Raw genomic sequence first — 26,257 nt, 5'->3', positions numbered from 1 at the left:
ACTAATATGAATAAATTAATGGGCTTTTTTGAGTTACGCAGCTCCTCTTTACCTGTTGTGCCCTGGGAAGAATATAATAAGAATACATTGCTGGATGAAAACTTATTGTGGACAATTAGATCGGCTGTTTTCCACGGAGATGACTTGAACTTACCTAGGTTGATAGGCTGTAATTCACATGAGGCCAAAATATTCGCTGATAAAACACTGGATGATTTGGATGATAATGGAATCGTGATTTATTATCCCTTTTTCATAGCAGAAAAAAGTGGAACAATGAACGTTTATAAGGATAAAGTAGTAATTGAAGCTGTTAAAGATGATTTGTGGAATTTAGTCACTTACTCAGAGCGAGATGTTACTGTTTTTATTTCTGAACAGGGAATTGAGTATGATGGTAATGAAGCTTTTCTAACATCTATTGAAATGAATGAATTGTGCAACTTTGTCCCTAAGCTAAGACATATGTTCAGAGATTTTTTTATAGAAGGAAAAAGTGTTCTGGTTGAATGGAGCTTTGCCTATAATAGTGATATAAATAAAAACAAAACCGGTGATAAATATTTAGTATTCTATGAGGCGCGTACAGTCTGATTATGAAGCATCCTTATGGGGCTCTTTCTGGTTGCAAATATAATACTTGCATGGTATTATTTGTAAGAGGTGAGAGCGCATGAAAAAACTTGATTTGAAAAGCCTAAACTTGAAAACACTAAATTTGTCGGCATGGTTAACAGTAATTAGTACCTATTTACTGCCTTATAGGCACACTGATGGTTTTGAGACATCATTTGGGTATCCGATACCATTTATATCTGTACATGATGTGCCAATTGGAAGGACACCCTTCAGTTCAATGAGTGTTAATGCACTTGCTCTGATAATCAATGTATTAATAGTATATATAATACTTTCGGCCATAACAAAGGTTTGGAAAAGGTTAAAAAAATCATAGTGGTATTTTACGGCTTATAACCTGTGGGTTATAGGCTTTTTTATTTTAAAAGCGGGAGAAGTCTTAGAGGGTTCTCAAAACAAATAGGGATTCATAATCATTTTTCTTATAGGATTCCAAGTCTTGTTGGGACTTCTCCTGATATAATATGGAATAAGATAAGGTCTATATATATCAAAAACAACAAGAAATAAATTACGATCTGTTATGAGGTTTTTGTCAATAAAAATACCCAGCCATAGCAGACTGGGCACCCCTCATAAAGAATTATAACATAACTATTGTAATAGTCAATAAAAACTTTTCAAGGTATATAATCTTATAAATATAGCAAATATAATGGCCTAATATCTGTATTTGTAATGGAAGATATATTTGTCTGGAGAATATATTTGTCTGGAGAATATATTTGTCTGGAGAATATATTTGGCCTGGAAAATATATTTGGTCAGGAAAATATATTTGACTGGAAATTATTTGGTCTTGGAATTATATTTGGTCCGGAAATTATTTAAATCAGCTGATAGTTCTTTTGCAACCCCAAAAGTCTGAAAGTTCAACAACACTATTCATTCAAAATTCCCAAAGGATTGCAGCTGCCTGTACTGTCTGGGTGCCATGCCGGTGAATTTTAAAAATGACCGGTTGAATGACCGGGTGGAATTAAAGCCCACACTATAGGCAATTTCAGTGATACTCATATCCTTATTCACGAGAAATTTGCAGGCATCCGATATTCTCAGCATACCAATATACTCATTAAAGCTCATATGTAATTTTTGGGAAAAAATGCGGGAAACATAGTACTTGCTTATATGCAGCTCCCGGGATATGGATTCAAGCTGCATATCTTCCCTGGTATAATTTTTGGCACAATAATTTAGAATAGATTTCACCGTATCGGTATCCGAGGCTCTGGCATCTTCAAATTGGATCATCTGGAATATCTCACTGAGCAATATTAAAAAATATCCTCTGATAATAGCATCGTGGAATTGTGTCTTTTCCTTGTTGATTTTGGCAATACTTTTCATGAGAGGCAGCAGCCTGTTGTTCCTGGCTGCATTTTTTATTAAAGGAGATACGGGAACCTTATATTTGAAAATATTCTGAAATTCGGGGCATAGGTCCTGGGGAAAGATACTGAGAAAGAAATTCTCATTGCCTATTCTCTGGTACTGATGAATTTTATTGGGAAAGACTATTAAAATATCTCCGGCTTCTATAATATACTCCATTGAATCTACATAAGCTTTTGAGCGGCCTTCTATCATATAAACCAGTTCAATGTGCCCGTGTAGATGTGCGTCGAAAGCCAGACATACTCCATAGTGCGCAACTACAGATAAATCCTTGTTTTCATAAAAAAATTTCATATCGAAGTTCCCTCTTATGGTTTGAAATTTGATTCGGGTGTTATAAGTTAATCTCAGCTTTCGCTTATGTAAATTAGGGTTATGTATATTTGGGGTATAAAAATGCAATGAAGTGACTTTTACGGAGCTGAGTGTATTTTTATACCACAAGTATACATTCAATAAACATGGCATTGACTTAAGACACTTGAATCAAATTTAGGTATCAATAAATTAAAATTAAGCGGCAAATTGAACAGAAATGCAAAATATCAATATCTGTCCTATATCATTACCATTTTGACTTGTATTATAGCATTTTAAGACCTAAAATACAAATATAGTCCATTATATTTCATAGAGGAGGAAATTACTTATGACATTCCCAATAGCAATACAGCTTTATTCCGTTCGTGAAGAACTGGAAAAAGACTTTTCAGGAACGCTGAGGAAGATTAAAGCGCTTGGATATGAAGGTGTAGAATTTGCAGGACTTTATGGCCATAAGCCGGCAGAGATTAAGCAGATACTCAAAGAAATCGGTTTACTCCCCGTATCTGCCCATGTCCCCTTTGTTGACCTCATTGCAGACCCTGCCAAGGTGGTAGGCGAATATGCCGAAATTGGCTGTGAGTACATTGCAATTCCTTACCTTACACCGGAATACCGTCCCGGTGCCGATAAATTCAATGAAGTTATTGAAGGCGCCAAGATAATCGGAAAAGCTGCCAATGATGCGGGGCTTGTATTATTATATCATAATCATGATTTTGAGTTTGAAAAAATTGATGGTGAATATGCTCTGGATATTCTTTATAACAGCGTATCCAGTGATTTGCTGAAAACGGAAGTGGATACCTGCTGGGTAAATGTTGCAGGTGAAAATCCGTCAGATTATCTGCGGAAATATATTGGCCGTTCACCGGTTGTTCATCTAAAGGATTTTGTGATGCCTGGCAAAAGGCCTGACAAAATGTATGAGCTCATAGGCATAACAGAGGAAAAGAAGGAAGAGGAGTCAAAGGCTTTTGAATTCCGTCCTGTAGGATATGGCGTGCAGAACTTTTCTGAAATACTTAAGGCTTGTAAGGATATCGGTGCCAGCTGGGTTGTAGTGGAACAGGATGCACCTTCTATGGGAAAAACTCCTTTGGAGTGCGCAAAAGCAAGTATCGATTATTTAAAAACATTATAATGAGGCATAATTAGGAGGAAATTTATATATGTCTGATGCAGTACTAGGTCAATTTGCACCACCAGCTGACACGGAAGCTGAAGTAGATACATCAAAGAAATTAAAATTTGGAATTATAGGAACCGGCTGGATTGCAGAATCTCATGTTTTAAGTCTGAAGCAGCTTCCTGATGTCCAGATTGTTGCAGGTGCCGATTTGATTCCCGGAAAGGCTCATAAATTCTTTACAAAGTACGGATTGCCCGAGGTGAAATGTTATCCGGACCACAAAGCCATGCTGGAGGCAGAGGAACTGGATGCCGTTTGCGTTTGTACCTATAACAGGACCCATGCAGAATGCACCATTGACGCCTTAAACAAAGGTATTAATGTTCTCCTTGAAAAGCCCATGTGTGTAACGGTGGATGAAGCGGTTGAAATCATCAAGGCTGAAAAGCACAGCGGCAAGCTCTTGTCAATTGGTTTTCAGCCCCGTATGGATGAGAATATGAAGATGATCAAAAAGGTCGTTCAATCAGGAGAACTGGGACAGATTTATTATATCCAGACAGGAGGCGGCCGCAGACGCGGTATTCCTAACAGTACCTTCATTGAGGAGAGTACTGCAGGAATCGGCGCTTTAGGGGACATTGGCTGCTATTCACTTGACATGGTTCTGAATGCTATCGATTATCCAAAGCCAATTACTGTTTCAGGATATAAATCCAACTTTTTTGGAACAAATCCAAAGTACAATAACCCTGCTGATGCTGCCAGATTTGATGTAGATGATTTTGCCGCAGCTTTTATCCGCCTTGAAGGCGGAATTATCGTGGATTTTAGAATTGCATGGGCAATGCACATTGACACTCCCGGTGACACCATCATCATGGGTACGGAGGGTGCGCTCCGGATTCCTTCTACAGAATGCTGGAACGGTACAGTAGGCGGTCCTATGAAGCTGTATAAGGATATTGCAGGTAAGCAGGTGGAAGTAGAAATCCCCTTATGCCCTGAGGATGAAAGCAATGGCGGTATTTTTTATAAAAAACTGCGTTCCTTTGTCGATGCCATCAAAAATGGAACGGAAGCACCGGTACCATCCAGCCAGATACTATACAATCAGGCCATACTTGACGGTATTGTAAAGTCTTCCGAGCTTGGACATGAAATAGAGATTAAAATTCCTGATATTATCTGATGAATGATTCGGGTGCCATATGCTAATCTCAATAAACATGGCACTGGTTTATGACACCTGAATTATTTAATAGTATAAAGCAGGAGGCAGATGATTATTTCATCTGCCTCCTTTCTGACACTGTGTATGTGGTTCTTGCCTTTGGCGATTTTCTGGTATATGCGGCTGCATTCTTTCGATGCATTTACACCGCGTTTTTTCCTGCTATATGTATGGCTTACTCTTCCATATCGGATGAATTTGAAGTGGAAATAGTCTTTCCGGTATCAGCATTCACAAAAGTTACTGCTATATTATCTGCTTCCGAACCGTTAAAAACATTGTACATTCCGCCAAATGTATAAAACACCATGGTGGAAAAGGATTCTTTCAAATCCAAATCGGTAGAGGTAGTTTTAACTGTAAATTTTGTAAAATCATCATTTGCTTTAATGTCTTTAAAACTTGGATAATCTTCTGAACCTATCATTTCCTTTATAGAGTCATTAATGTTATTCGTCATTTCGTCCATCATTTTCTTATGCTGTTTTTTTGTCATAACATAAGTTGCACTGCCGTCATCATTTAGGGTAATTGACTTATATCCTTTATCTTTAGAAACCTTGTCAAGTTCATCCTGTGTCTGTCCTTCTACAAAGGATTCGGGAATTGTCAGCTTAACATCAAATAATCCTTTATCAACAGCTACTTTACCGGAATCATCTGATTTAGATGAATCCTTATCCTCCTCTTTTTCGGCGTTCCCTTCTACCTTGGTTACTGATTTTGCTTTCCCAGTGTCAGAATCATTATTCCCCGTAGTTTTACTGCCGCATGCAGATAAAATCAGAGCCGATGTTAATACCAGCATCAATAGTAACTTTTTCATTTGTTTTTTCTCCCTATAAATTCTATTAATAATCAGCCGAAGCTGGATTATTCCTTGTAAAATTGAATAATATATTTGCAAATCATTATTCCAGCCTTTACCAGAAAGTAGAATTGTTTTTCTGTTAATTATATATGATAAAGTGATATTATTATAAGAATAACTGTAAAGGCGGATAATTCACAGCAGGTAATATTATACATAATTATGCACCCTTTGGCAAGACGCAAATTGGATGTACAACACAAATTGGATGTACAACACAGTGGATGCCATAAAAACACAAGTTGGATAGCATGATAATACCAAATAGATGCCATGACAACTGCTGGCATCCGCAATTATTTATTCAGCACTTCCATGGTGGGATTGGGCATTTACCTTAGAATATACACACCCGCAGTAATCCTGCCGGTAAAGCTCATATTCCCTGGAAAGCTCAATAGAGCGTTTGTATCCGTTGCGTTTTTTAAAGTCTGAATTAAGATAGGATACACCATATTCGGAAGCTGCCTGTTCACCAATTTCATTTAGCTTAGCCGCATTCTTATGAGGACTTATGGAAAGAGTGGTGGTAAAGTAATCAAAGCCATGCTCCTTTGCACATTTGGCAGCCTCTTTCAGGCGAAGCTCATAGCAGGCAAAGCACCGGTCACCGCCTTCAGGCTGGTTTTCCAAACCCTTTGCTATCTGATAAAAAGCCTCCGGCTCATAGTTCCCTTCCAGGAAGGAAATGGGATTCTTAACAGGCAAGGCCTTAATAAGGCGCATCTGTTCCTGCACCCGCCTGTCGTATTCCTCTTTGTAAGAGATGTTTGGGTTATAATAAAATATGGTAACATGAAAGTAATCAGTTAAGTACTCCAGGCAGTAGCTGCTGCAGGGCGCGCAGCAACTATGCAGCAAAAGACTTGGCGTAATACCTTTTGCAGTGATGTCAGAAAGTACTTTTTCCAATTCTTTTTGATAATTTCTTACAATATCCAATGATATACCTCCAATACTGCCTTAAATTGTAGTATTTTGGCAGTTTTTACAGCGTTTTTTTCTACTTAATAATACTTTTTAAATTTTTTTAAAAAATATGAAAATTCCTCTTGATTTTTTCTACAGAATATTATATTATAATATTGCTGTGAAACGCAAGACATATTTCGCAGAAACAATCGAGGCGTGGCTCAGCTTGGCTAGAGCGCTGTGTTAGGGACGCAGAGGTCGCAAGTTCAAATCTTGTCGCCTCGATTTTTTATTTATAATGTATTATAATAGGAAGCAGTAGGATTTAGATGGAAATCCTGCTGCTTTGTTTTTGCATATAAAATTCTATATATTTCAAATAATAAGATAAAAGGGGGGGGCGGCATCCGGTAAAACGAATCGGTAAACTGAAAGATGTTACGCGGCTTGCCATGTATCTTTACAGTGATGAAATAGCTTTAGAACCAGTGAAAACATTATTGCAGACGGTGGAATGAGCAGGCTTATGGCTTATCACAATGATGAGGGATGGAAATATAAGGTGTAATATTGGCCCGAAGTGTGAGAATTAACCGGAAATTATATAAATATTTCTTATAAATTTGAAAATAAAAAAAGGAATCAGGAAGTTTTGGTGGAATATTAATAATATAAGCATTAATCTATAAGAAAGGAGACAGGTATGAAAGAAGAACAAAAAGTAAAATCAGAGAAACCATTAAGTATGCGTGAGAAGCTGGAACAGAGGGAGCATCTGTTTTTAAGCCCCTATGCATCTTTTAGTGACAGGTCCCTTGGCAGGGATGTCTATGAGGAACCCTGTGATATCAGGCCCATTTATCAAAGAGACAGAGACCGTATTCTTCATTCCAAGTCATTCCGAAGATTAAAGCACAAGACCCAGGTCTTTTTGGCACCGGAGGGCGATCATTACAGGACAAGGCTTACCCATACCCTTGAGGTATCCCAGAACGCCAGAACCATTGCCAGAGCACTAAGGCTGAATGAGGATCTGACAGAAGCTATCGCCCTTGGACATGACCTTGGGCATACTCCCTTTGGACATGCCGGGGAGAGGGCATTAAATGACATCTGCCCGGAAGGCTTTGAGCATCACTTACAAAGCATCCGTGTCGTAGAGCTCCTTGAAAACCATGGCCGGGGATTGAATCTTACCAAGGAGGTAAGGGATGGCATTGTAAACCATCAGACCAAAGGCATGCCAATGACATTGGAGGGTAAGATTGTAAGATTTTCTGATAAGATAGCCTATATTAACCACGATATTGACGATGCCATAAGAGGGCATATCATTGCGGAAGAGGATATTCCAAAGGAATATACGGACATATTGGGACACAGTTCCAGAGAACGCTTAAATACACTTATACATGATATTGTCAGCTGCAGTGAGGAGAAGGAAGATATTTGTATGTCTCCGGCCATTGAGGCAGCTATGTTTGGCATGAGAAAATACATGTTTTACAACGTATATACAAATCCAAAGGCAAAAGGGGAGGAGCAGAAGGCGGAATCCATGTTAAAATACCTCTTTGAATATTACAGCGGGAACCTCGATTTGCTGCCGGAGGAATATTTGGATATGATAAAAGAGAAAGGACAGAAGGAAGCAAGGGTGGTATGCGATTACATTGCAGGTATGACAGACCGTTTCGCTGTTGCAAAATTCAAGGAGATTGCAATTCCCAGGTCCTGGAGTGTATATTAGTACTGCTTTGCGCAAGGCAGTACTAGTTAAGGTATATATGGATAAAAAAATGCATCATAACAGGAAAAGGAGACCCCATGTTTTATCCGGAAGAACTGGTAGAAGAAATCAGACAGAAGAATGACATAGTAGATGTAATCAGTTCCTATGTGAAATTACAGCGAAAGGGCGGCAGCTATATGGGACTTTGCCCCTTTCACAATGAGAAATCTCCTTCCTTTAGTGTAAGTGCGGCAAAACAGATGTACCACTGCTTTGGCTGCGGCGTGGGAGGTAATGTATTTACTTTTCTTATGGAATATGAGAATTATTCCTTTGTGGAGGCATTAAAGCATCTGGCAGGAAGGGTAGGAGTTACGCTGCCGGAGGCAGAAATCAGTGAAGAAGCCAAGCGCCAGGCCGGAGTAAAGGCAAGGCTTTTGGAAATTAATAAGGAAGCGGCAAAGTATTACTATTTTCAATTAAAGTCGGAAAGAGGACAGGCTGCTATGAATTATCTGACGAACCGGCAGCTGACAGAAGAGACCATTAAGAAATTCGGACTTGGATATTCCAATCAGACCGGGAATGATATTTATCAGTATTTAAAGCACCTGGGATATGAGGATGATATCCTGAGAGAGTCGGGACTGATAAGCTTTGATGAAAAGCATAAGGTATATGATAAATTCTGGAACCGGGTCATGTATCCTATTATGGATGTGAACAGCCGTGTTATCGGTTTTGGCGGAAGAGTTATGGGGGATGGGCTTCCAAAGTATTTAAATTCTCCGGAAACAAAGCTCTTTGATAAGAGCAGGAATCTCTATGGCCTTAACTTTGCCAGAACCTCCAGAAAACAGAATTTTCTTATCTGTGAAGGCTATATGGATGTAATCGCGCTCCATCAGGCGGGCTTTACCAATGCGGTAGCTTCCCTTGGAACTGCCTTTACAGGGCTTCAGGCAAATCTTATCAAACGCTATACCGGTGAGGTGCTTTTGACCTACGATAGTGATGAAGCGGGTACAAAAGCCGCCCTTCGTGCAATTCCCATCTTAAAGGAAGCAGGGCTTACGGTTAAGGTCATTAATATGAAGCCCTATAAAGACCCGGATGAGTTTATAAAGGCTCTTGGAGCAGAAGAATTTCAGAAGAGAATCGATGGGGCAAGGAACTCCTTCCTTTTTGAGGTGGAGGTCATGGAGAGAGACTATGATATGAATGACCCGGAGCAAAAAACAAGATTCTTTAATGAGATTGCAAAGAAAATGCTGCAATTTACAGAGGAGATTGAAAGAAATATTTATATAGAAGCAGTATCTAAAAAATACGATATCGGCTTTGACAATCTAAGAAAGCTGGTGAACAGCTACGGTGCCAGACTTGGAACCGGAGAGAACTATAAGCCAAAAGAGTATACGGAAAGGAAGGGCAAAAATTTACCCGGCAAGGATTTACCAGCCGAGGGAATGAGGCAGTCGCAAAGAATTTTGCTGACCTGGTTAATTGAAGACCTAAGACTTTTTGACAAAATAAAGGGTATTATAGCACCAGCTGATTTTACGGAAGATTTATATAAACAGACAGCGGAGCTTTTGTTTGAACAATTCGAAAAGGAGGGCAGGGTAACACCGGCCAAGATTTTAAACCATTTTGAAAGCAAAGAGGAGCAGAAGGAAGCAGCATCTTTGTTTAGTTTGGAGCTTAGCAGTGAAATGAGTACGAAGGAAAAAGAGAAGGCTTTGAATGAGACAGTGCAAAGGATAAAAAAGAATAGTCTGGAGATGCAAAGCAAGGAAGCTATCGCGAAAAATGATATTCAAACAATGCAGGTTATCATCAAGGAACAGACAGATTTACAAAAATTGCATATTTCCCTTACCGATGGTTAAAATACTACTATTACTGTAAAAGCTAGGAGGATGGATAAATAATGGATGAGAACATGGTTAAATTCACGGAAAAGCTAAAAGAACTTCTGGTATTTGCCAAAAAGAAGAAAAATGTTCTGGAATTTCAGGAAATCAACGATTTTTTTGCGGATTTTGAACTGGATTCCGTTATGATCGAAAGAATCTATGAGTTCCTGGAATTAAACAATGTGGATGTTCTCCGCATAACGGAGGAGGAAGATATCCTTTTGGAGGACGATGAGGATATAGAAGAAATCGATTTTTCCATCCCGGAAGGTATCAGCATAGACGACCCTGTAAGAATGTATCTGAAGGAAATAGGTAAGGTTCCGTTACTCAGTGCGGATGAAGAAATTGAGCTTGCCAGAAGAATGAAGGTCGGGGATACCGATGCCAAAAAGAGGCTTGCGGAAGCCAATCTGAGATTGGTGGTAAGTATTGCAAAGCGTTATGTTGGCAGAGGTATGATGTTTCTTGACCTGATTCAGGAGGGAAATCTGGGACTGATAAAGGCTGTGGAAAAATTTGATTATACCAAGGGATTTAAGTTCAGTACCTACGCTACCTGGTGGATCAGACAGGCTATAACAAGAGCCATTGCCGACCAGGCCAGAACCATCCGTATACCTGTTCATATGGTAGAAACTATTAACAAACTCATTCGTGTCCAGAGACAGCTGCTTCAGGAGCTTGGGAGAGAACCAACCCCGGAGGAAATATCGGAGGAAATGAATGTGCCTGTTGACCGGGTCAGGGAAATCCAGAAGATATCCCAGGAACCGGTTTCCTTAGAGACGCCTATTGGTGAAGAGGAAGACAGCCATCTGGGAGATTTTATCCAGGATGACAATGTTCCGGTGCCCGCCGATGCAGCCGCCTTTACCTTGTTAAAGGAACAGCTCCTGGATGTTCTTGGAACCTTAACGGACAGGGAGCAGAAGGTATTAAGGCTTCGCTTTGGTCTGGATGACGGAAGGGCAAGGACACTGGAAGAGGTAGGCAAGGAGTTTAATGTCACCAGAGAGAGAATTCGCCAGATAGAAGCAAAGGCACTACGGAAATTAAGGCATCCGAGCCGCAGCCGGAAATTAAAAGACTACTTGGAATAATGAGGACTTGTTAAAACATGCAATTATCAAATAGACTAAAGACTGTTGCAGATATTGTTACAAAGGGTAACAGGGTTGCAGATGTAGGATGCGACCATGCCTACATAGCCATACATCTTGCAGAAAACAACATAGCCCCCAAAGTGATTGCCATGGATGTGAATAAAGGCCCCTTGAGCAAAGCACAGGATAATATTGCCCTTTGGGGGCTTACGGATAAGATAGAAACCAGACTTTCTGACGGACTTTTAAAGCTTAGACCCGGCGAAGCAGATTCCATCGTAATAGCAGGGATGGGCGGAGCCCTTATGGTTAAGATATTAAAAGAAGGAGAAAAATCCCTGGCAGGGGTAAAGGAACTGATACTCCAGCCTCAATCCGAGATTTTTCTCCTTCGCAGATATCTACATGAAAAGGGCTATGAGATAGAGACGGAAAAGATGTTAAAGGAAGACGAAAAATTTTATGTAATAATAAAGGCAGTAAAATCGAAAAGTACAAAAACCTATGAAAAGGAAATATTCTATCTCTACGGAAAACTTCTTTTAGAAGGGGGAGAACCTGTCGTAAAGGAATACCTGGAGAGAGAGAAGCGTCTAAAAGTCCAGGTAAAAGAGGTCTTGGCAGAATCTGCATCCATGGGAAGTACCAGGAGGCTTGAGGAAATAAGGGAAGAGCTTTTGTCAGTGGAGGAAGCACTCAAATATTTCTAAGAATATAATATTGAGTGTTGGGATGAAAAAATATTTTCCCGTGCAGAAAAGAGGTTAATATGGAAGAGACTGTTAAAGTTGAAATAGATGGAGTTGTAAAAGAATACCCGAATGGTATGGGACTATTGGAAATCAGCCATGAGTATGCACCAAAGGACGGCGGAGATTTTATATTGGCTCTGGTGAATAATAAGCTCCGTGAGCTTACGAAAAAGGTGGAAAGGGACTGTAAGCTCCGGTTTGTTACAACTGCGGAGGATGCCGGGCATAAGACTTATACCAGAGGAATGATACTGGTATTTATGAAAGCCATATACAGCATAGTCGGAAGAGAGAACATTACCAAGGTTTCTGTCGAATACTCTCTGAAAGAGGGTATATATTGCCAGCCCTGCATGAAGGTGCCGGTAACGAAAGAACTGACGGATAAAATAAAGGCTAAGATGCAGGAATATGTTGCAAAGGATCTTCCTTTTAATAAGAAGACCATCGGTACGGATGATGCCATCGAGCTGTTTAATTCCTATGGAATGTATGATAAAGAAAAACTTTTCCGCTACCGCCGTGTATCTAAGACAAATATTTATAATCTCGAAGGCTTTGAGGATTATTATTATGGATATATGCCTCCACGCACCGGCATGCTGGCATGGTTTGATGTAATACCAAAGGATGACGGAATGGTATTACTCCTGCCTGATGGTAAGAACCCCAAGGGATTAAGCAGCTTTGAGCTTCCGGAAAAATTATACCACACCCTGAAGGAATCCAATAAGTGGGCGGATACCATGGAGATCGATACGGTGGGAGCCCTCAATGATGCGATAGTAACCGGAAAGATGAATGAGCTTATCCTGACACAGGAAATGTTCCAGGAAATGAAAATCGGTGAAATTGCCACTATGATTAAGGAATCAGGTAAGAAGCTGGTTATGATAGCAGGGCCTTCCTCATCCGGAAAGACCACCTTTTCCCACCGGCTTTCCATCCAGCTGAGGGCACAGGGCTTAAATCCCCATCCTATCGGCGTGGATAATTATTTTGTGGAAAGGGATATGACTCCTTTAGACGAGTTTGGTAAACCCAATTTTGAGGCATTGGAAGCTATCGACACGGAAACCTTTAACCGGGATATGAACGCGCTGCTGGAGGGAAAGACTGTGGAGCTTCCCACCTTTAACTTTGTGAGCGGACACAGGGAATACAAGGGAGACTTTAAAGTTCTGGGGCCAAATGACATCCTGGTAATTGAAGGAATCCATGGATTAAATGACAAGCTTTCCTACAGCCTTCCAAAGGAAAGCAAATTTAAGATATATATCAGTGCCCTTACGGCATTGAACATTGATGAGCACAACCGGATACCCACCACGGACCTTAGACTTTTAAGAAGACTGGTGAGGGATGCCAGAACCAGGGGGGCCGACGGTGCAAAGACTATCGGTATGTGGCCTTCCGTCAGAAGAGGGGAGGAAGAGAATATCTTCCCTTATCAGGAAGAAGCGGATGTTATGTTCAATTCTGCCCTGATCTATGAGCTTTCAATTTTAAAGCCCTATGCGGAACCGGTATTGTTTGGAGTGAAACGCGACTGCGAGGAGTATATAGAGGCTAAGCGCATGCTTAAGTTCCTGGATTATTTCCTTGGCGTAAACAGCGACGTGGTACCAAAACATTCGATATTAAAAGAATTTATCGGCGGAAGCTGTTTTAATGTGTAATCCATTTAAAGGATTTCTTATATTAAAAATTTTAATATAATTGGGATATTTTGTTATGGGGTCTACAAGGCAGCTTCGAAAATACTTAGGAAATTTCAATAAAATAATCGAAGAGGAAGTTAAGGCTTTACAAGTCATAACATTCATGTTAGAATTACAATTCGTGAGTAGTACAGATGGTCGCGCCTATAAGTGCCGAAAGGCCATAGGTGAGGAAAGTCCGAGCTTCACAGGGCAGAGTGCCGGATAACATCCGGTGGAGGCGACTCTAAGGAAAGTGCAATAGAAATATACCGCCGGGAATTCCCGGTAAGGGTGGAATGGTGGGGCAAGAGCCCACCGCCTGGATGGTAACACCCAGGGCATATGTAAACCCCACTCGAAGTAAGACCGAATATTAAAGCGATACGGCTGCCCGTCGTGCTTTAGGGTAGGTCGCGGTTCGCGAGATACCTAGTATCTCGATGATATCTAGTATCTCAAAGATACTAAGGTATCTTAGAGGTGCAAGCATCTCTAAGGAAACTCAAAGTTTCTCAGAACGAGCCTCATGGTAACATGGGGCAAAGATAGATGACCATTTGATACAGAACTCGGCTTATAGTACTGCTCATGTAGCTGGTGTAGAATAGTGTAACTATTTTACAGCAGCTTCTTTTACTTTTAAGAAAAATGTAAAGACTTTTTATTATAAATTGTGTTAGAGTGAAAGTAATAAAACATCTTTAGGGAAAGGAAGAATAAGATGGAGCAGACTAGTATATTAGTGGTGGACGACGACAGGGAAATTGCAGAGCTGGTGGAAATACATTTAATCGGAGATGGTTATCAGGTCTTTAAAGCCTTTAGTGCCAAGGAAGGTTTTGAAATTTTAAAGAGAGAAGATATTAAACTTATTATATTGGACATTATGATGCCGGGCACAGATGGCCTTAGTATGTGCAAGACCATAAGAGAAACCAGTACCATTCCCATCATTATGTTAAGTGCCAAATCGGCAGACCTGGATAAAATAATCGGTCTGGGAACCGGAGCCGACGATTATGTGATAAAGCCATTTAACCCCCTTGAGCTTACGGCAAGGGTTAAATCCCAGCTGAGAAGATTTACGAAATTCAATCCCAGCTCCCATGAAGATAAGGCTGACAAGGAAATTGCAGTAAATCATCTGATAATCAACAAAGAGGATCACAGGGTAATAGCCTATGACAGGGAGGTAAAGCTGACACCTATTGAATTTGATATCCTGCATCTGCTTGCCAGCAACCCGGGCAGAGTATTTTCCACAGATGAAATTTTTGAGCGAGTTTGGAATGAGAAAATGTATGAGGCAAATAATACAGTAATGGTGCATATCAGGAGACTGAGGGAAAAGATTGAAATGGATTCCAGAAATGCACAAATTATAAAAACAGTATGGGGAGTCGGATATAAAATTGAGAAATAATATATTTAAGAGCTTTCGGTTTGAAATTGTCCTGTACAGCCTGCTCAGCCTTATTTACGCGCTGCTTACGGAGGCTGTTATCGTCTTTGGAATATATATTATCTATCATGTAGTAAATGGGAGTCCGGAGAAAGCATTTGAGCAAACACCTCATGTAAGCAGTAATACAATTGCTCAGAATAATAATTTGTATAATAAATTTCCGGAAAGCGGCAGTTCCCGTCTGCCAAGCCTTGAAGGAGGCCCGACAAAGGGTATGATAGTTATGGCGGCAACGATAGCATTGCTGATCGGAATCCTTTTATTTATGGTTTACTTTTTGTTTCTTTCCAGAAAATTTGCAATTTATATCGAAAGAATAGCCGGCGGCATTACGGCTATTTCCTCCGGTAATTTTGACAATAGGATAACCATTAACAATGATGACGAATTTGCTCTTATTGCGGACAAGATCAATCAGATGGGCGGGGACATCAGACGGATAATTGAGAATGAGAGAAAAAGTGAAAGCACGAAGAACCAGCTGATTACCAGTGTGGCTCATGACCTTAGGACTCCCCTTACCTCGATTATCGGTTATCTTGACCTTGTTCAGGGAGAAAACAAAATTCCTGCCGACGTGAAAAGGCATTATGTGGAGATTGCTTATACCAAATCCAAGAGATTGGAAAAACTGATAGAAGATTTATTTGCCTATACAAAATTCAGTTCCGGCGAGGTCGCACTTGAATGCAACGAAATCGATATGGTCAAGTTTATGGAACAGCTTGCAGAAGAATTTTATCCAAGCTTTCAGGAAAACGGACTCCAATATGAATTCACCACAAATACCGCTTCCGTTTTGATTAACGGGGATGGAAACCTTTTGGCAAGGGCTTTTGCCAACCTGATTGATAATGCCATAAAATACGGCAGGGATGGAAAGAGTGTGCAGATTGATATTTTGGCAGAGCTAACAACCATTGACATATCCGTAGTTAATTATGGAAAGCTGATACCGGAAAAAGATCTGGAGGCAATATTTGAACGGTTTTACCGTTTGGAGGAATCCCGCTCCAGTGAAACCGGCGGTACAGGCCTGGGCCTGGCCATCGCCAAGAATATCATTGAAATGCATGGGGGCAGCATCAATGCACGCAGTGACCATAATGGAACAGTATTTTCTGTTACCCTGCCAAAGCAGGGAGAGGTGCCCGTTTGAGAATTAAAAAGAAAATTTTCACCTTCTATTTTGGCAGCTTGATAAGTAAACTTGTAAAATGCATGGAGGTTGATATGAAAAAAGCAACCTGTTTTGTATCATTGCTGTGGCTTGCAGCCGTTTTATTTCTAACTGTTCCCGTACAGGCAAAGGAGAATCCGGAAGCCAATTTGTTAACGGATAAGGAAAATGGTATAAGCCTTTTGGTCAGCTACGGATACGATAATACCGTAAAATATGGTAGATTTACCACAATAACGGGAGAAATTCGGAATAGTGGCAAAAAGGAATTTGCGGGAAGCTTTCAATGCCTGATACCAAAATCAAAGGATAATGCTCTTTATAAGAAAACAATTAAGGTGGAGCCGGGAGAGAGTAAAAAAGTTTCCCTTATTCTGCCCATTATTGATGATACCGGTTATCTTCAGGTAAAGCTGGTGAATAATAAAAACAAAATGGTGCTGGAACATAAATTTCGCTTTACCTTTGGAAATTATGACAAAGCAGCTTATACCGGTGTTTTAACGGATAACAGAGAGACATTATCCTATCTTGACAGCTTAAATCTTAAACCCTTTTATATTACGGCCGATACTTTGAGCAGTAATTATCTGGGGCTGGATTTACTGGATGTGCTTATTATCAACGATTTTGATGTATCAAAGCTTAGTAAGGAGCAGACGGAGGCCATCAAAGAATGGGTCTACCAGGGCGGCACTCTGGTACTGGCAGCAGGAAGCTATGATAAAGAGGTAAAAGAGGTCTTTGGCAGGGACTTAGGATTATCCATAGACGGCAGCAAAGAGAATATGAATGTAAACTTTTTAGCTCATGGCAATAACTTAAAGGCTTTAAAGCAGTATATCCTCAATTACCAGAAAAGCAGGAGGCTTTTTTATCAGGACCTTGCAGATAAGAATCTAAAAATGTCCCCGGCCGGCAGTAATTCGAATCTTACACCGGGTAGCAGCAATTTTTACGCATCCTATAACATCAGGGACATGTCCGATGAAGAGATTGCGGCTCTTCGCTCAGAAGAGGTAACAAAGCCGGTAAGCGGCATTACCCTGGAGAATGGTATCAGTCTGGTAAAAGGAAAAGAGAAGGAACTTATGCTTTGCTCGAAAAAAGGATATGGCAGAGTAGAATTATTTGCTTTTGATATTGGATTAGAGGGAAAGCAAAAGACAACAGCACTTTCCATTATCAGGCAGATAACAGAGAATATCAGCGAGATAAAGAAAAACCAGCTGGATAATGAGTATTACGGCTGGTATATGACGGACGGATTTATTAGCAGTATAGCCTCGGGAGATGCCAAAAAAGTTCCGGCAACTTATAAATATGTCATAATAATCCTCCTATACCTTCTGCTTTCCGGCCCCGTAACTTATATATGCCTGAAAAGAAGAAAAAAACAGGGCTGCGGGCTTATGGCAGTATCGGCTCTTTCTGTCACATTTGCAGTAATTATCTTTATTGCCGGAATCGGAACAAGAATTACAGAGCCTTATGCAGAATACCTACGCATAAAGGATTATACGGGAGCTGGTATGGACAGGATAGATTTATCTTTGACAATGCCGAATAATTATGACTATACGTTAAAGCTTACAAAAAAGTTTTCCCTGTTGGAAATGAGCGATGCCGATCCTTATACCCGCAATTACAATTCGCCCCGTACCTTTGTCAATTTTAATAATGTAAAAAAGGTAATACAGTATGATGATTCCGGTGTAGAATTACAGGTTACGGATAATACAGCCTTTTCTCCTGTTTACTATCAGGGAATTTTTAAAACAGATGAGAAAGAGGGAGGGCTTATTAGTGATTTAAGCCATACAGGCGATGGCATAAGCGGAACCATCAAGAATAATTTTAATTATGATATAAGCAATGCAATCCTGTTTTGTGACGAACATTTGATAGCTATCGGGGAGATAAAGAAGGGGCAGACAATAACCTTACAAAAAGCTAATGGCAGCTATCTGAATTCAGTTGATGACCTGTTCAATAACTCACTGATAAAAAATCTGACGGGACTGCCGGAAGAAGGAAAGGACCATAATGAGAATTCCCGTCTGAATCAGCTGGTTACCAGTCTGATAGAAAATAATTATATACAGGGGAATTTTACAGATTGTCTTATCGGATATAAGAAAACGGATATCCAAACCGGAACAGGGGAAGGAGATGATTTCCTGGCCCAGATTGCCTCCCTGATGCAGGTTAAGGGAACGGAAATCGTAAAGGTACCAGTCAGTGTAAATAAAAAGCTGGGGAAAGAAGAATTTGAATCCAGCATTGACCCTTATATCCAGTTGGAAGGCAGTAATATGGGAAGCTATTATACCAGCCGTTATATGGTAAACGATAGCTTACTTTTAACCTATCAGTTCCCGGAGGAAGATAAGATAAAAAACTTTACCTTTTTAAAAACCCAGAATTTAAAAGAAAGCAGCAAATATACCCAGAACTTTAACGGGACAGTGTATTTCTTAAATGTAAATACCGGCAAATATGAAGAAGTCTTTACCGATAATTATGATATTAAAATAGATGCTTCGAAATATTTAACAGAGAATAACACATTAACCGTACGTTTCCGTCAGGAAGCAGCCATACAGAATTACCAGGTGGTGCTTCCCCATATATCCTACTGGAAGGAGGCGAAATAAAGTGCTGAAAATCAATAAACTGAACAAAAAATTCGGCAAGCATACAGCTCTTGATAATCTTGACCTTAATATTAAGGAACATGAAATATACGGCTTTGTGGGGCCGAACGGTGCAGGAAAAACCACAACCATGAAAATCTGTGCCGGACTGCTGAAGGCAGATTCCGGAGAAGTCTGGATAGATGGGATTGATGCGCTGAACAATAATAAGGAATTAAAAAAGAAAATCGGCTACATGCCGGATTTTTTCGGGGTGTATGATAATCTAAAGGCAATAGAATACATGGAATTCTATGCGTCCATCTACGGCATTAACGGAAAAGAAGCAAGAAAAGTTTGCATGGAGCTTTTGGAGGCGGTTCAGCTAAAGGAGCATTACGACAGTTATGTGGACAGTCTTTCCAGAGGAATGAAGCAGAGACTGTGCCTTGCAAGATGTCTGGTACATGGACCCAAGCTCTTAATACTGGATGAGCCGGCTTCCGGCCTTGATCCAAGAGCAAGAGTAGTCATGAAGGACATTCTAAAGAGGCTCAGCAATGAAGGGATGACGATACTTATAAGCTCCCACATCCTTCCGGAGCTGGTTCAGATATGTACCCATGCAGGAGTTATTGAAAAAGGAAGATTAGTCATTTCGGGCTCCATGGAGGAAATAACCTCAGCCAGAGGAAATGCAAGGCCAATCGTACTTAAAATGGTAGATAATCAGGAAGCGACCATAAGGATAATAAAAGAAAATCCTTATACGAGAAAGATTACAATACTGGATAATGTGGTTACACTGCTGTTTTCAGGAAATGAAGAAGAGGAGGCTTCCCTTTTAAGCTCCATTATCCAGGGAGGCGGATTAATATCTTCCTTTACCAGGGAAGAGAGCAGCCTGGAGACCTTGTTTCTGCAAATAACCCATGAGGAGGAGACATAATATGCTTCATTTTAATCCGGTGTATCAAAAGGAATTGCGGACAACTGCACGGAGTTTAAGAACCTATATTATAATCTTTGCCTTCAATGGACTGCTCTCACTTTTCGGGCTTTTTGCGCTGTATTTAACCTTTGAATATCAGCAGAACCTTGGTAAAAACGTGCAATATTCGGCTATCCTTGAGATTTATTCCATAATAACCGGGGTAGAATTTTTTCTTCTTATGTTAGTGGTGCCTGCTGTGACTGCAGGAGCCATATCAGGAGAGAAGGAGAGACAGACCCTTGAAATTCTTCTTACCACCCGATTGACATCAGGTTCCATTATCAGAGGAAAGCTGCTGGCTTCTATCAGTATGATGCTAATCCTGGCATTTTCAAGCCTTCCGGTAATTGCACTTGTATTTTCTATTGGTGGAATAACCTTGAGGGACTTGGGAGAGTTCATGGTGCTGATTCTGGAAACTGCCATTTACCTGGGGAGTATTGGAATATTTTTTTCGGTATTGTTAAAGAAGTCGACTTCTGCCACGGTAGCGGCCTATGGAACGGTATTACTGCTCAGCCTTGGAACCTTTGGAGGGGTCTGGGGGATACATTTTCTTACCCAGATGCATTTAGACCATATGGCAGCAGATGCAACAGCAGTTATGCAGGCAGACATCGGGAATTGGATGCTGCTGTTATTTGTCAATCCCATTGCGACCTTCCTGTCCATCTTAAAAGGGCAGGCCGGAACAGGACGGTCACTGGCAGATATGTATGGAAGGTTTGGAAATCTCTCTCCTGGGTTAAATGAGCACTGGTTTTTGTTAAGTGCCGGAATCCAGATAGCAATTTCCATACTCCTGCTGCTATTGTCAGCCAGAATATTAAATCCTCTTAAGGGTAATAAAGGAAAATTTAAAAATAATAAGATAAATTAGAAAAATAAAATAGCCATCGGCTTCTTAAAAGCAAAGAAGCGATGGCAATTTTCTGGAATATGAAAATGGAAGAAGAATAATATGTGTTTATTATAACATATAAAATAAAAAAAGGTAGTCTTTTTTTAAAAAATTTTTTAATTTCTTTCTTTTTCGGATTTTAGCAGTAAATTTTCTGCAAATCTTCGGATACTTTTGGAAATTCTCAGATTGTGATAAAGCTTGGCATATTCAATCTCATCCACGTCACCAATGTAATTGACGGGGAAATTCTTTTTAAAACCACTTCTTATTAATAGATCGGCAGCCTTATTGTAAGCGACAGCAGCCTCTTTTTCGCTGGGATAACGGCCTACAAGGTAGTCGCCTTCAATATGTATTTTAGCAGTATAGCAGGGAAGGGACTTATGTATGGTGGTGAAAACACCGTGGTACCGGTTAATTACCTCAATATTGCTATAACGAAGGTCTTTTTCATTTCCGTTAATAAAACGGTAATCTCTTCCGGCTACCGCATAATTCTTAATCCCATAACGGGAGAGAATATTTACCTGCATCCCGTAATCGGAAACGAAAAGGTGTCCGCCCCTTATCATAATTTTATGGTGCCCATAATAAAACAGATCGTCCGTGTCAAATATAAAATAAGTATCTCTACTTATATAATATATGAAGTAATTCGTTCTTAAATAAATAGGATTCTTAATATAGATTCCATTATCTCTGAAATTCATAAGAATAACCCACTTCTCAAAGTCCAGTGCCATATCTTCCGTATAATCCATAAGTGTATATTGGTTTTCTCTCAGAGCGAAAAGGGCGGCTTCGTAAGCACGGTTACCCTGAAGGGCGGTTGTGTAGCTCCCAAGACTTATATGCTTGTTTTGATAAGTAATACCGGCACGGTAATAGCACTCACCATTTTTTTTGTATGCCATGGTAACACCAGGATAAGAAAGCAAGGAATTCACCTCTCAGTCAGTTTCGGATTTATTTGCTTCTATTTTATAAGAAATAACAGATAAATTCAATAAGACATAGGTAAGGGAATAACTGTTTTAGGGAGGCTTCCTTTCAGACGTATATATGTTCTATTTATATAGAAAATAAAATGAGTAGGATAAAATGGAAAAAAACTGCAAAAGGCTCTGAATAGAAGTAAAGCTCCGTTAATATGAAAAAATATTATGTTACATAATTATTACATGGTGTAATAGATATGTAATAATATAAATGGGGATAAATCAATAAAAATCAAGGGGTTTTAAAAAATACGGGCAAAAAAATGGTGTTGACATGTATAAATCTCAAAAAATGGTACAAAATATTTAATAACTCCTTAACATTTAGTTAAAATTTGTTTGTATGTAATCAACAAAAATCTAAAGCTTAAAAGAGGTATAAATTATGCATAAAGCCATTTGCAGGAAAAAAATTCCAAAATTATTTGGCGTATCATCCAAAGTTCGCATAGAGTTATTGACAGTAAAAGGTTAAATGATATAATGCATGAGAAGCTCTTAAGAGAAAGAATGCCTGTAGTTCTTTTAAGCAGTTTGATAGTCCATAGACTATTATGACAATAGAATAACAAAGGTGATATTTTATTGGAGTAAGATCAAGAAAGAAAAGAGGATGTATATATGCTAAAAATACACTCGTTTCTTCAAAGGGCTTTAAAACCGGTGAAGGCAGCAATACCCGCAGCCGGAAATAATAAAACAGCAATTGTGGCAGCCATTTTATATACGGCGGTTGCAGGCTTTTTAGTATTAAGTCCGGATACTATCTACGAACATTCCTCCCTGCAGAAGGCTCCTGTATATACTTCAGGAAACCTGGAAGGAAAAGGTAACGGGATAGGGGAAGAAACAGCGATACAAGCTATCCAACGGGTAATTCCGGATAGCGGTTTTGAGGCTTATGGTATCCAGTATGTAAATCCTTATATTCCCTTCAAACTAAGTAACGCAGCAATAACAGCAATAAACGATTCAAAAACAGCAGAAGAAAAATTAAAAACAGAGGCAAGGTCAGCGCTGGAAAAAAGCCTGGAAATTAGTACTGGCCCTATCGTAAAAGAAAAAACAATAAGTTTGAGCTTATTAACAGACAAGAATACCAATACAGGAACCAACCAGGCGGTAAAAGAAAACATAGAAGATAATAAAAGTAGATCAGCAAAGAAAAGCTCAACAGTAGAAGAAGCAGTACAGGCAGCTGCAAAAAGTAAGGTTGATAGTAGTTCAGCCAAAGAAAAAAAAGAAATCAAAAAACTTGAGAAAACTTCTAAAAAAACGGCCTCTAAAGAAGTAAGAAAGACAGTCAGAAAAGAAGCAAAAAACGCTGTCAGAAAAACAGCGTCTAAAGTAAAGCTGAGCAATGAAGATATGGGAGTTCTTCAAAGAATCGTAGAAGCTGAAGCAACCGGAGAAGATGTGAAGGGCAAGATGCTGGTTGCGAATGTGATCCTAAACAGAGTTAAAAATAAGGATTTCCCTGATACGGTAAAAAACGTGGTCTTTCAAAGAAGCGGTAATACCTATCAGTTTTCCCCGATAAAGGATGGAAGATATTTTTCCGTAAAAGTATCGGAGAGTACCAAAAAAGCCGTTGGGCGAGTACTTGAAGGAGAAGATTATTCCCAGGGAGCACTGTATTTTTCGGCAAGAATAAGAGCTGACAAAAACAGTATGAGTTGGTTTGACCGTCATTTAAAATTCCTTTTTAAATACGGCGGGCATGAATTCTTCAGGTAATATCAAAAATCAAAAAGGATGTTTTGAGATAATGAAAGGTAATTATCTCAAAACATCCTTTTTGATTTGAATTTCACTTTAGTAAGGTATTGTGCATCAGTAGGAAACATGTTATAATACAACGAAAATCGGCTAAGGCCGTTTCTTTCATCAGCGATGCAGAAGGACGCATCACTTGTATTAGCAGTTCATATAAATAACTCATATCAGTAATGCATGGATGTAATGATCTAATGATCAACAATAGTTGGGAAAATCCTTTTTCAACAGTATATACAGGAATATAAAGCAGAGATTTGTTAATTACGAAAGGAGACAGCATGAATCTTTTATATCAAAGCACTCGCAGCCATACCGCACCCATAACCGCATCCCAGGCAATATTAAAGGGGCTGGCAGAGGATGGAGGACTCTATGTTCCTGAGAGCATTCCGAAACTGGAAGTTACCTTAAAGGAATTAAGCACACTTACCTACCAGCAGACAGCTTACGAGGTCATGAAGCTGTATTTTACCGACTTCACGGAAGAAGAATTGAAAAGCTGCATAAACAATGCTTATGATGAAAAATTTGATACGAAAGAGATAGCTCCTGTAAAAGAAGCCGGAGGACTCTATTATCTTGAATTGTTTCATGGCTCCACAATCGCGTTTAAAGATATGGCATTATCCATATTGCCCCATCTGCTGACAACAGCGGCGAGAAAGAACAATGTAACCGATGAAATCGTTATTTTGACAGCAACCTCAGGAGATACAGGGAAAGCGGCACTTGCCGGCTTTGCAGATGTAAAGGGAACCAAAATTATTGTATTTTACCCGAAAGACGGTGTAAGTCCCATTCAGGAAAAACAAATGGTAACCCAAAAGGGAAGCAATACCTATGTTATCGGAATCGATGGCAATTTTGACGATGCCCAGAACGGTGTCAAAGCTATGTTCAACAACAAAAAGCTGGCAGAAGACTTAAAAGCAAAAGGCTATGTATTCTCCTCCGCGAATTCCATTAACGTCGGACGGCTGGTGCCTCAGATCGTATATTACATCTATGCTTATGGCAACCTGTTAAGAAAGGGTGTAATCTCCGAAGGTGAGAAGATAAATGTCGCAGTACCAACGGGTAATTTTGGAAACATCCTTGCTGCCTATTTTGCAAAACAGATGGGACTGCCCCTTGGTAAGCTTATCTGCGCTTCCAATGAAAACAAAGTGCTGTTCGATTTCCTGGAAACAGGAGTTTATGACCGTAAGAGAGAATTTATACTTACTTCCTCGCCTTCCATGGATATATTAATCTCCAGTAATCTGGAAAGGCTGCTGTACTTAGCATCAGGAAAAGACAGCGACAAGACCCTTTCTCTTATGAATTCTTTAGCCAAAGAGGGAGAGTATGAGATAACAAAAGAAATGAAAGACAATATGTCAGGTATACTGGGAGGCTATGCCAGCGAAAGCCAGACAGCAGAAGCCATCCGAAAAGTATATGAAGGAACAGGTTATATAATCGATACCCATACAGCAGTAGGTGCTTCTGTTTATGTTAGGTATAAGGAAGAAAGCAAAGATGAGAGCAAGGCAATCATAGCTTCAACAGCAAGCCCGTATAAATTCACCAGAAGTGTTATGGAAGCAGTTGACTCAAAATACGGCAGTATGGAAGATTTTGAACTGGTAGATGAGTTAAGCAGGATATCAAGGGTTCCGGTACCGGCAGCAATTGAGGAAATTAGAAGAGCCGAGGTGCTTCATGACAGAGTATGTAAAAAAGATGAAATGCAGTTGGTTGTAGAAGAGATATTAAAATAAGCTGAAAAATTGATAATAGTTATTTCAGCAGGTAGCAGGATATAGAGAGTTTTAATAAAAAAGAAGTGAAAGAGAATATATCCTATAAAATAAATAATAGAGAAAAGTAAGGTGAAAGGTAATGCTGGTGAAGGAACTTAAATATAAAGCATAAGAAATAGAGAATAAGAAACAGAACAAAAGGTAACATGTCAAAAAGAATCAGATCAAAAAGAAGTAGATTAAAAAGAAACAGATTAAAAAGTAGCAAATTAATGAGCGACAAATCCAACCCAAGGTAACAGATCAAAAAGTACGTTTAAAAAGCAACAGATTAAAAAGCAACAGTAACAAAACATAAATTCAAAAAAATAATATTAATAAGTAAAGTAGAAAAGGTTATAAGGATGATTTGAATATAATAAAAATAGCTATAAACAGACAGAGAGCTGCGGAGTTCATTACGGATACCGCAGCTCTCTATCTGTTTACAACAGACTGAAAAGTACTTAAAATGTCTTGAAAAAAAGCCGTTTGTGACAAATGCCTGACATAAAATTGACATAAACAAAGTGCATTATATACCTAGAGTTCAGGAATCATAAAGCTTTGGAAAAGTTTTTGGTCCTAACTTTGATATAATCGTCCATAAAGGTATAACAAGAAATGGAAAGCAGCCAAATGCTTAAGATGGAAAGAGCTTCCATGTTTTTGACAGAACAGGCTATAGGACAAATGAGCCTGAATGTGTCAAAAATAAGGCAAAGTCCAGTTTTTAAGCTTAATTTATGAGGCTGTTAAACAGTAAAATTATAGATAAAAGGACTTGACCTTTTA

20 protein-coding genes, 1 tRNA gene and 1 other RNA gene are annotated in these 26,257 nt (G+C 39.5%); 18 read left to right on the top strand and 4 right to left on the bottom strand.

Annotation, left to right across the window (positions count from 1 at the left end):
• Positions 1-6 precede the first annotated feature (6 nt).
• Both BUB77_RS15500 and BUB77_RS15495 read left to right on the top strand, forming a co-directional pair.
• Positions 7-594 (top strand): hypothetical protein, encoded by a 588-nt coding sequence (locus BUB77_RS15500; protein ID WP_242962528.1) that lies wholly within the window; start codon positions 7-9, stop codon positions 592-594.
• Between the two features lie 79 nt (positions 595-673).
• Complete coding sequence (locus BUB77_RS15495) at positions 674-955, top strand: hypothetical protein (protein ID WP_073277516.1); 282 nt, start codon at positions 674-676, stop codon at positions 953-955.
• Between the two features lie 569 nt (positions 956-1,524).
• Here the strand turns inward: BUB77_RS15495 and BUB77_RS15490 are convergent.
• A complete protein-coding gene (locus BUB77_RS15490; RefSeq protein ID WP_073277514.1) occupies positions 1,525-2,331 on the bottom strand; it encodes a helix-turn-helix transcriptional regulator in 807 nt (268 codons plus the stop codon).
• Positions 2,332-2,686: 355 nt separating this feature from the next.
• On the opposite strand from BUB77_RS15490, the gene BUB77_RS15485 reads away from it, so the two are divergent.
• Together BUB77_RS15485 and BUB77_RS15480 are read left to right on the top strand one after the other, a co-directional pair.
• Positions 2,687-3,505 (top strand): sugar phosphate isomerase/epimerase family protein, encoded by an 819-nt coding sequence (locus BUB77_RS15485; protein WP_073277512.1) that lies wholly within the window; start codon positions 2,687-2,689, stop codon positions 3,503-3,505.
• Positions 3,506-3,533: 28 nt separating this feature from the next.
• Complete coding sequence (locus BUB77_RS15480; protein WP_084124305.1) at positions 3,534-4,685, top strand: Gfo/Idh/MocA family protein; 1,152 nt, start codon at positions 3,534-3,536, stop codon at positions 4,683-4,685.
• A gap of 217 nt (positions 4,686-4,902) precedes the next feature.
• Here the strand turns inward: BUB77_RS15480 and BUB77_RS15475 are convergent, their stop codons facing one another.
• Together BUB77_RS15475 and BUB77_RS15470 are read right to left on the bottom strand one after the other, a co-directional pair.
• The gene (locus tag BUB77_RS15475; protein WP_073277510.1) at positions 4,903-5,553 is read right to left on the bottom strand and encodes a hypothetical protein; all 651 of its coding nucleotides are present in this window, start codon (positions 5,551-5,553) and stop codon (positions 4,903-4,905) included.
• Between the two features lie 345 nt (positions 5,554-5,898).
• Positions 5,899-6,540: an epoxyqueuosine reductase QueH gene (locus BUB77_RS15470; protein ID WP_139241198.1), complete on the bottom strand. Its 642-nt coding sequence runs from the start codon at positions 6,538-6,540 to the stop codon at positions 5,899-5,901.
• Positions 6,541-6,720: 180 nt separating this feature from the next.
• Here BUB77_RS15470 and BUB77_RS15465 point away from each other — a divergent pair.
• The 12 genes from BUB77_RS15465 to BUB77_RS15410 all read left to right on the top strand — a co-directional run bounded on the left by BUB77_RS15465 (position 6,721) and on the right by BUB77_RS15410 (position 20,877).
• Positions 6,721-6,795 (top strand) — tRNA-Pro (locus BUB77_RS15465).
• Positions 6,796-7,213: 418 nt separating this feature from the next.
• Entirely contained in the window at positions 7,214-8,260 is a 1,047-nt protein-coding gene (locus BUB77_RS15460) for a deoxyguanosinetriphosphate triphosphohydrolase (protein WP_073277507.1), read from the top strand.
• Positions 8,261-8,337: 77 nt separating this feature from the next.
• Positions 8,338-10,134, top strand: coding sequence for a DNA primase (dnaG, locus tag BUB77_RS15455; protein WP_073277505.1), 1,797 nt, complete (start codon positions 8,338-8,340; stop codon positions 10,132-10,134).
• A 41-nt stretch (positions 10,135-10,175) separates the two neighbouring features.
• Positions 10,176-11,264 (top strand): RNA polymerase sigma factor RpoD, encoded by a 1,089-nt coding sequence (rpoD, locus tag BUB77_RS15450; protein ID WP_073277503.1) that lies wholly within the window; start codon positions 10,176-10,178, stop codon positions 11,262-11,264.
• A 17-nt stretch (positions 11,265-11,281) separates the two neighbouring features.
• Entirely contained in the window at positions 11,282-11,977 is a 696-nt protein-coding gene (locus tag BUB77_RS15445) for a tRNA (adenine(22)-N(1))-methyltransferase (RefSeq protein ID WP_073277501.1), read from the top strand.
• Between the two features lie 59 nt (positions 11,978-12,036).
• Positions 12,037-13,698: a nucleoside kinase gene (locus tag BUB77_RS15440; protein ID WP_073277499.1), complete on the top strand. Its 1,662-nt coding sequence runs from the start codon at positions 12,037-12,039 to the stop codon at positions 13,696-13,698.
• 164 nt (positions 13,699-13,862) lie between these two features.
• An RNA gene (gene rnpB / locus BUB77_RS15435) (RNase P RNA component class A) lies at positions 13,863-14,315 on the top strand.
• Positions 14,316-14,443: 128 nt separating this feature from the next.
• The gene (locus BUB77_RS15430; protein WP_073277497.1) at positions 14,444-15,145 is read left to right on the top strand and encodes a response regulator transcription factor; all 702 of its coding nucleotides are present in this window, start codon (positions 14,444-14,446) and stop codon (positions 15,143-15,145) included.
• On the top strand, positions 15,135-16,346 hold the full coding sequence (locus BUB77_RS15425) for a sensor histidine kinase (protein ID WP_073277495.1): 1,212 nt from the start codon (positions 15,135-15,137) through the stop codon (positions 16,344-16,346). The genes BUB77_RS15430 and BUB77_RS15425 overlap by 11 nt, the downstream gene beginning before the upstream one ends.
• 74 nt (positions 16,347-16,420) lie before the next feature.
• Positions 16,421-19,024: a DUF4350 domain-containing protein gene (locus tag BUB77_RS15420; RefSeq protein ID WP_139241197.1), complete on the top strand. Its 2,604-nt coding sequence runs from the start codon at positions 16,421-16,423 to the stop codon at positions 19,022-19,024.
• A 1-nt stretch (position 19,025) separates the two neighbouring features.
• Positions 19,026-19,952, top strand: coding sequence for an ABC transporter ATP-binding protein (locus tag BUB77_RS15415; RefSeq protein ID WP_073277491.1), 927 nt, complete (start codon positions 19,026-19,028; stop codon positions 19,950-19,952).
• 1 nt (position 19,953) lies between these two features.
• A complete protein-coding gene (locus BUB77_RS15410) occupies positions 19,954-20,877 on the top strand; it encodes an ABC transporter permease (RefSeq protein WP_073277489.1) in 924 nt (307 codons plus the stop codon).
• 137 nt (positions 20,878-21,014) lie between these two features.
• Here BUB77_RS15410 and BUB77_RS15405 read toward each other — a convergent pair whose 3' ends face one another.
• Positions 21,015-21,815, bottom strand: coding sequence for a hypothetical protein (locus BUB77_RS15405; RefSeq protein WP_073277635.1), 801 nt, complete (start codon positions 21,813-21,815; stop codon positions 21,015-21,017).
• Positions 21,816-22,520: 705 nt separating this feature from the next.
• Between BUB77_RS15405 and BUB77_RS30470 the strand changes: the two genes are divergently transcribed.
• Both BUB77_RS30470 and thrC read left to right on the top strand, forming a co-directional pair.
• Positions 22,521-23,636 (top strand): cell wall hydrolase, encoded by a 1,116-nt coding sequence (locus BUB77_RS30470; protein ID WP_073277488.1) that lies wholly within the window; start codon positions 22,521-22,523, stop codon positions 23,634-23,636.
• A gap of 320 nt (positions 23,637-23,956) precedes the next feature.
• Positions 23,957-25,441 (top strand): threonine synthase, encoded by a 1,485-nt coding sequence (thrC, locus tag BUB77_RS15395; protein ID WP_073277486.1) that lies wholly within the window; start codon positions 23,957-23,959, stop codon positions 25,439-25,441.
• Positions 25,442-26,257 lie beyond the last annotated feature (816 nt).

It is taken from the genome of Anaerocolumna jejuensis DSM 15929 (assembly GCF_900142215.1).
GTDB classification, from domain to species: domain Bacteria; phylum Bacillota; class Clostridia; order Lachnospirales; family Lachnospiraceae; genus Anaerocolumna; species Anaerocolumna jejuensis.
Note: the sequence above shows the minus strand (reverse complement) of the source record. Positions and strands in the feature narration are given on the sequence as shown.

Bases quoted from the DNA above. Each gene is read 5' to 3' on its own strand.
- BUB77_RS15500 (WP_242962528.1), top strand. From the start codon at position 7: ATGAATAAATTAATGGGCTTTTTTGAGTTACGCAGCTCCTCTTTACCT.
- BUB77_RS15495 (WP_073277516.1), top strand. From the start codon at position 674: ATGAAAAAACTTGATTTGAAAAGCCTAAACTTGAAAACACTAAATTTG.
- BUB77_RS15490 (WP_073277514.1), bottom strand. From the start codon at position 2,331: ATGAAATTTTTTTATGAAAACAAGGATTTATCTGTAGTTGCGCACTAT.
- BUB77_RS15485 (WP_073277512.1), top strand. From the start codon at position 2,687: ATGACATTCCCAATAGCAATACAGCTTTATTCCGTTCGTGAAGAACTG.
- BUB77_RS15480 (WP_084124305.1), top strand. From the start codon at position 3,534: ATGTCTGATGCAGTACTAGGTCAATTTGCACCACCAGCTGACACGGAA.
- BUB77_RS15475 (WP_073277510.1), bottom strand. From the start codon at position 5,553: ATGAAAAAGTTACTATTGATGCTGGTATTAACATCGGCTCTGATTTTA.
- BUB77_RS15460 (WP_073277507.1), top strand. From the start codon at position 7,214: ATGAAAGAAGAACAAAAAGTAAAATCAGAGAAACCATTAAGTATGCGT.
- dnaG (WP_073277505.1), top strand. From the start codon at position 8,338: ATGTTTTATCCGGAAGAACTGGTAGAAGAAATCAGACAGAAGAATGAC.
- rpoD (WP_073277503.1), top strand. From the start codon at position 10,176: ATGGATGAGAACATGGTTAAATTCACGGAAAAGCTAAAAGAACTTCTG.
- BUB77_RS15445 (WP_073277501.1), top strand. From the start codon at position 11,282: ATGCAATTATCAAATAGACTAAAGACTGTTGCAGATATTGTTACAAAG.
- BUB77_RS15440 (WP_073277499.1), top strand. From the start codon at position 12,037: ATGGAAGAGACTGTTAAAGTTGAAATAGATGGAGTTGTAAAAGAATAC.
- BUB77_RS15430 (WP_073277497.1), top strand. From the start codon at position 14,444: ATGGAGCAGACTAGTATATTAGTGGTGGACGACGACAGGGAAATTGCA.
- BUB77_RS15420 (WP_139241197.1), top strand. From the start codon at position 16,421: ATGAAAAAAGCAACCTGTTTTGTATCATTGCTGTGGCTTGCAGCCGTT.
- BUB77_RS15410 (WP_073277489.1), top strand. From the start codon at position 19,954: ATGCTTCATTTTAATCCGGTGTATCAAAAGGAATTGCGGACAACTGCA.
- BUB77_RS15405 (WP_073277635.1), bottom strand. From the start codon at position 21,815: ATGGCATACAAAAAAAATGGTGAGTGCTATTACCGTGCCGGTATTACT.
- BUB77_RS30470 (WP_073277488.1), top strand. From the start codon at position 22,521: ATGCTAAAAATACACTCGTTTCTTCAAAGGGCTTTAAAACCGGTGAAG.
- thrC (WP_073277486.1), top strand. From the start codon at position 23,957: ATGAATCTTTTATATCAAAGCACTCGCAGCCATACCGCACCCATAACC.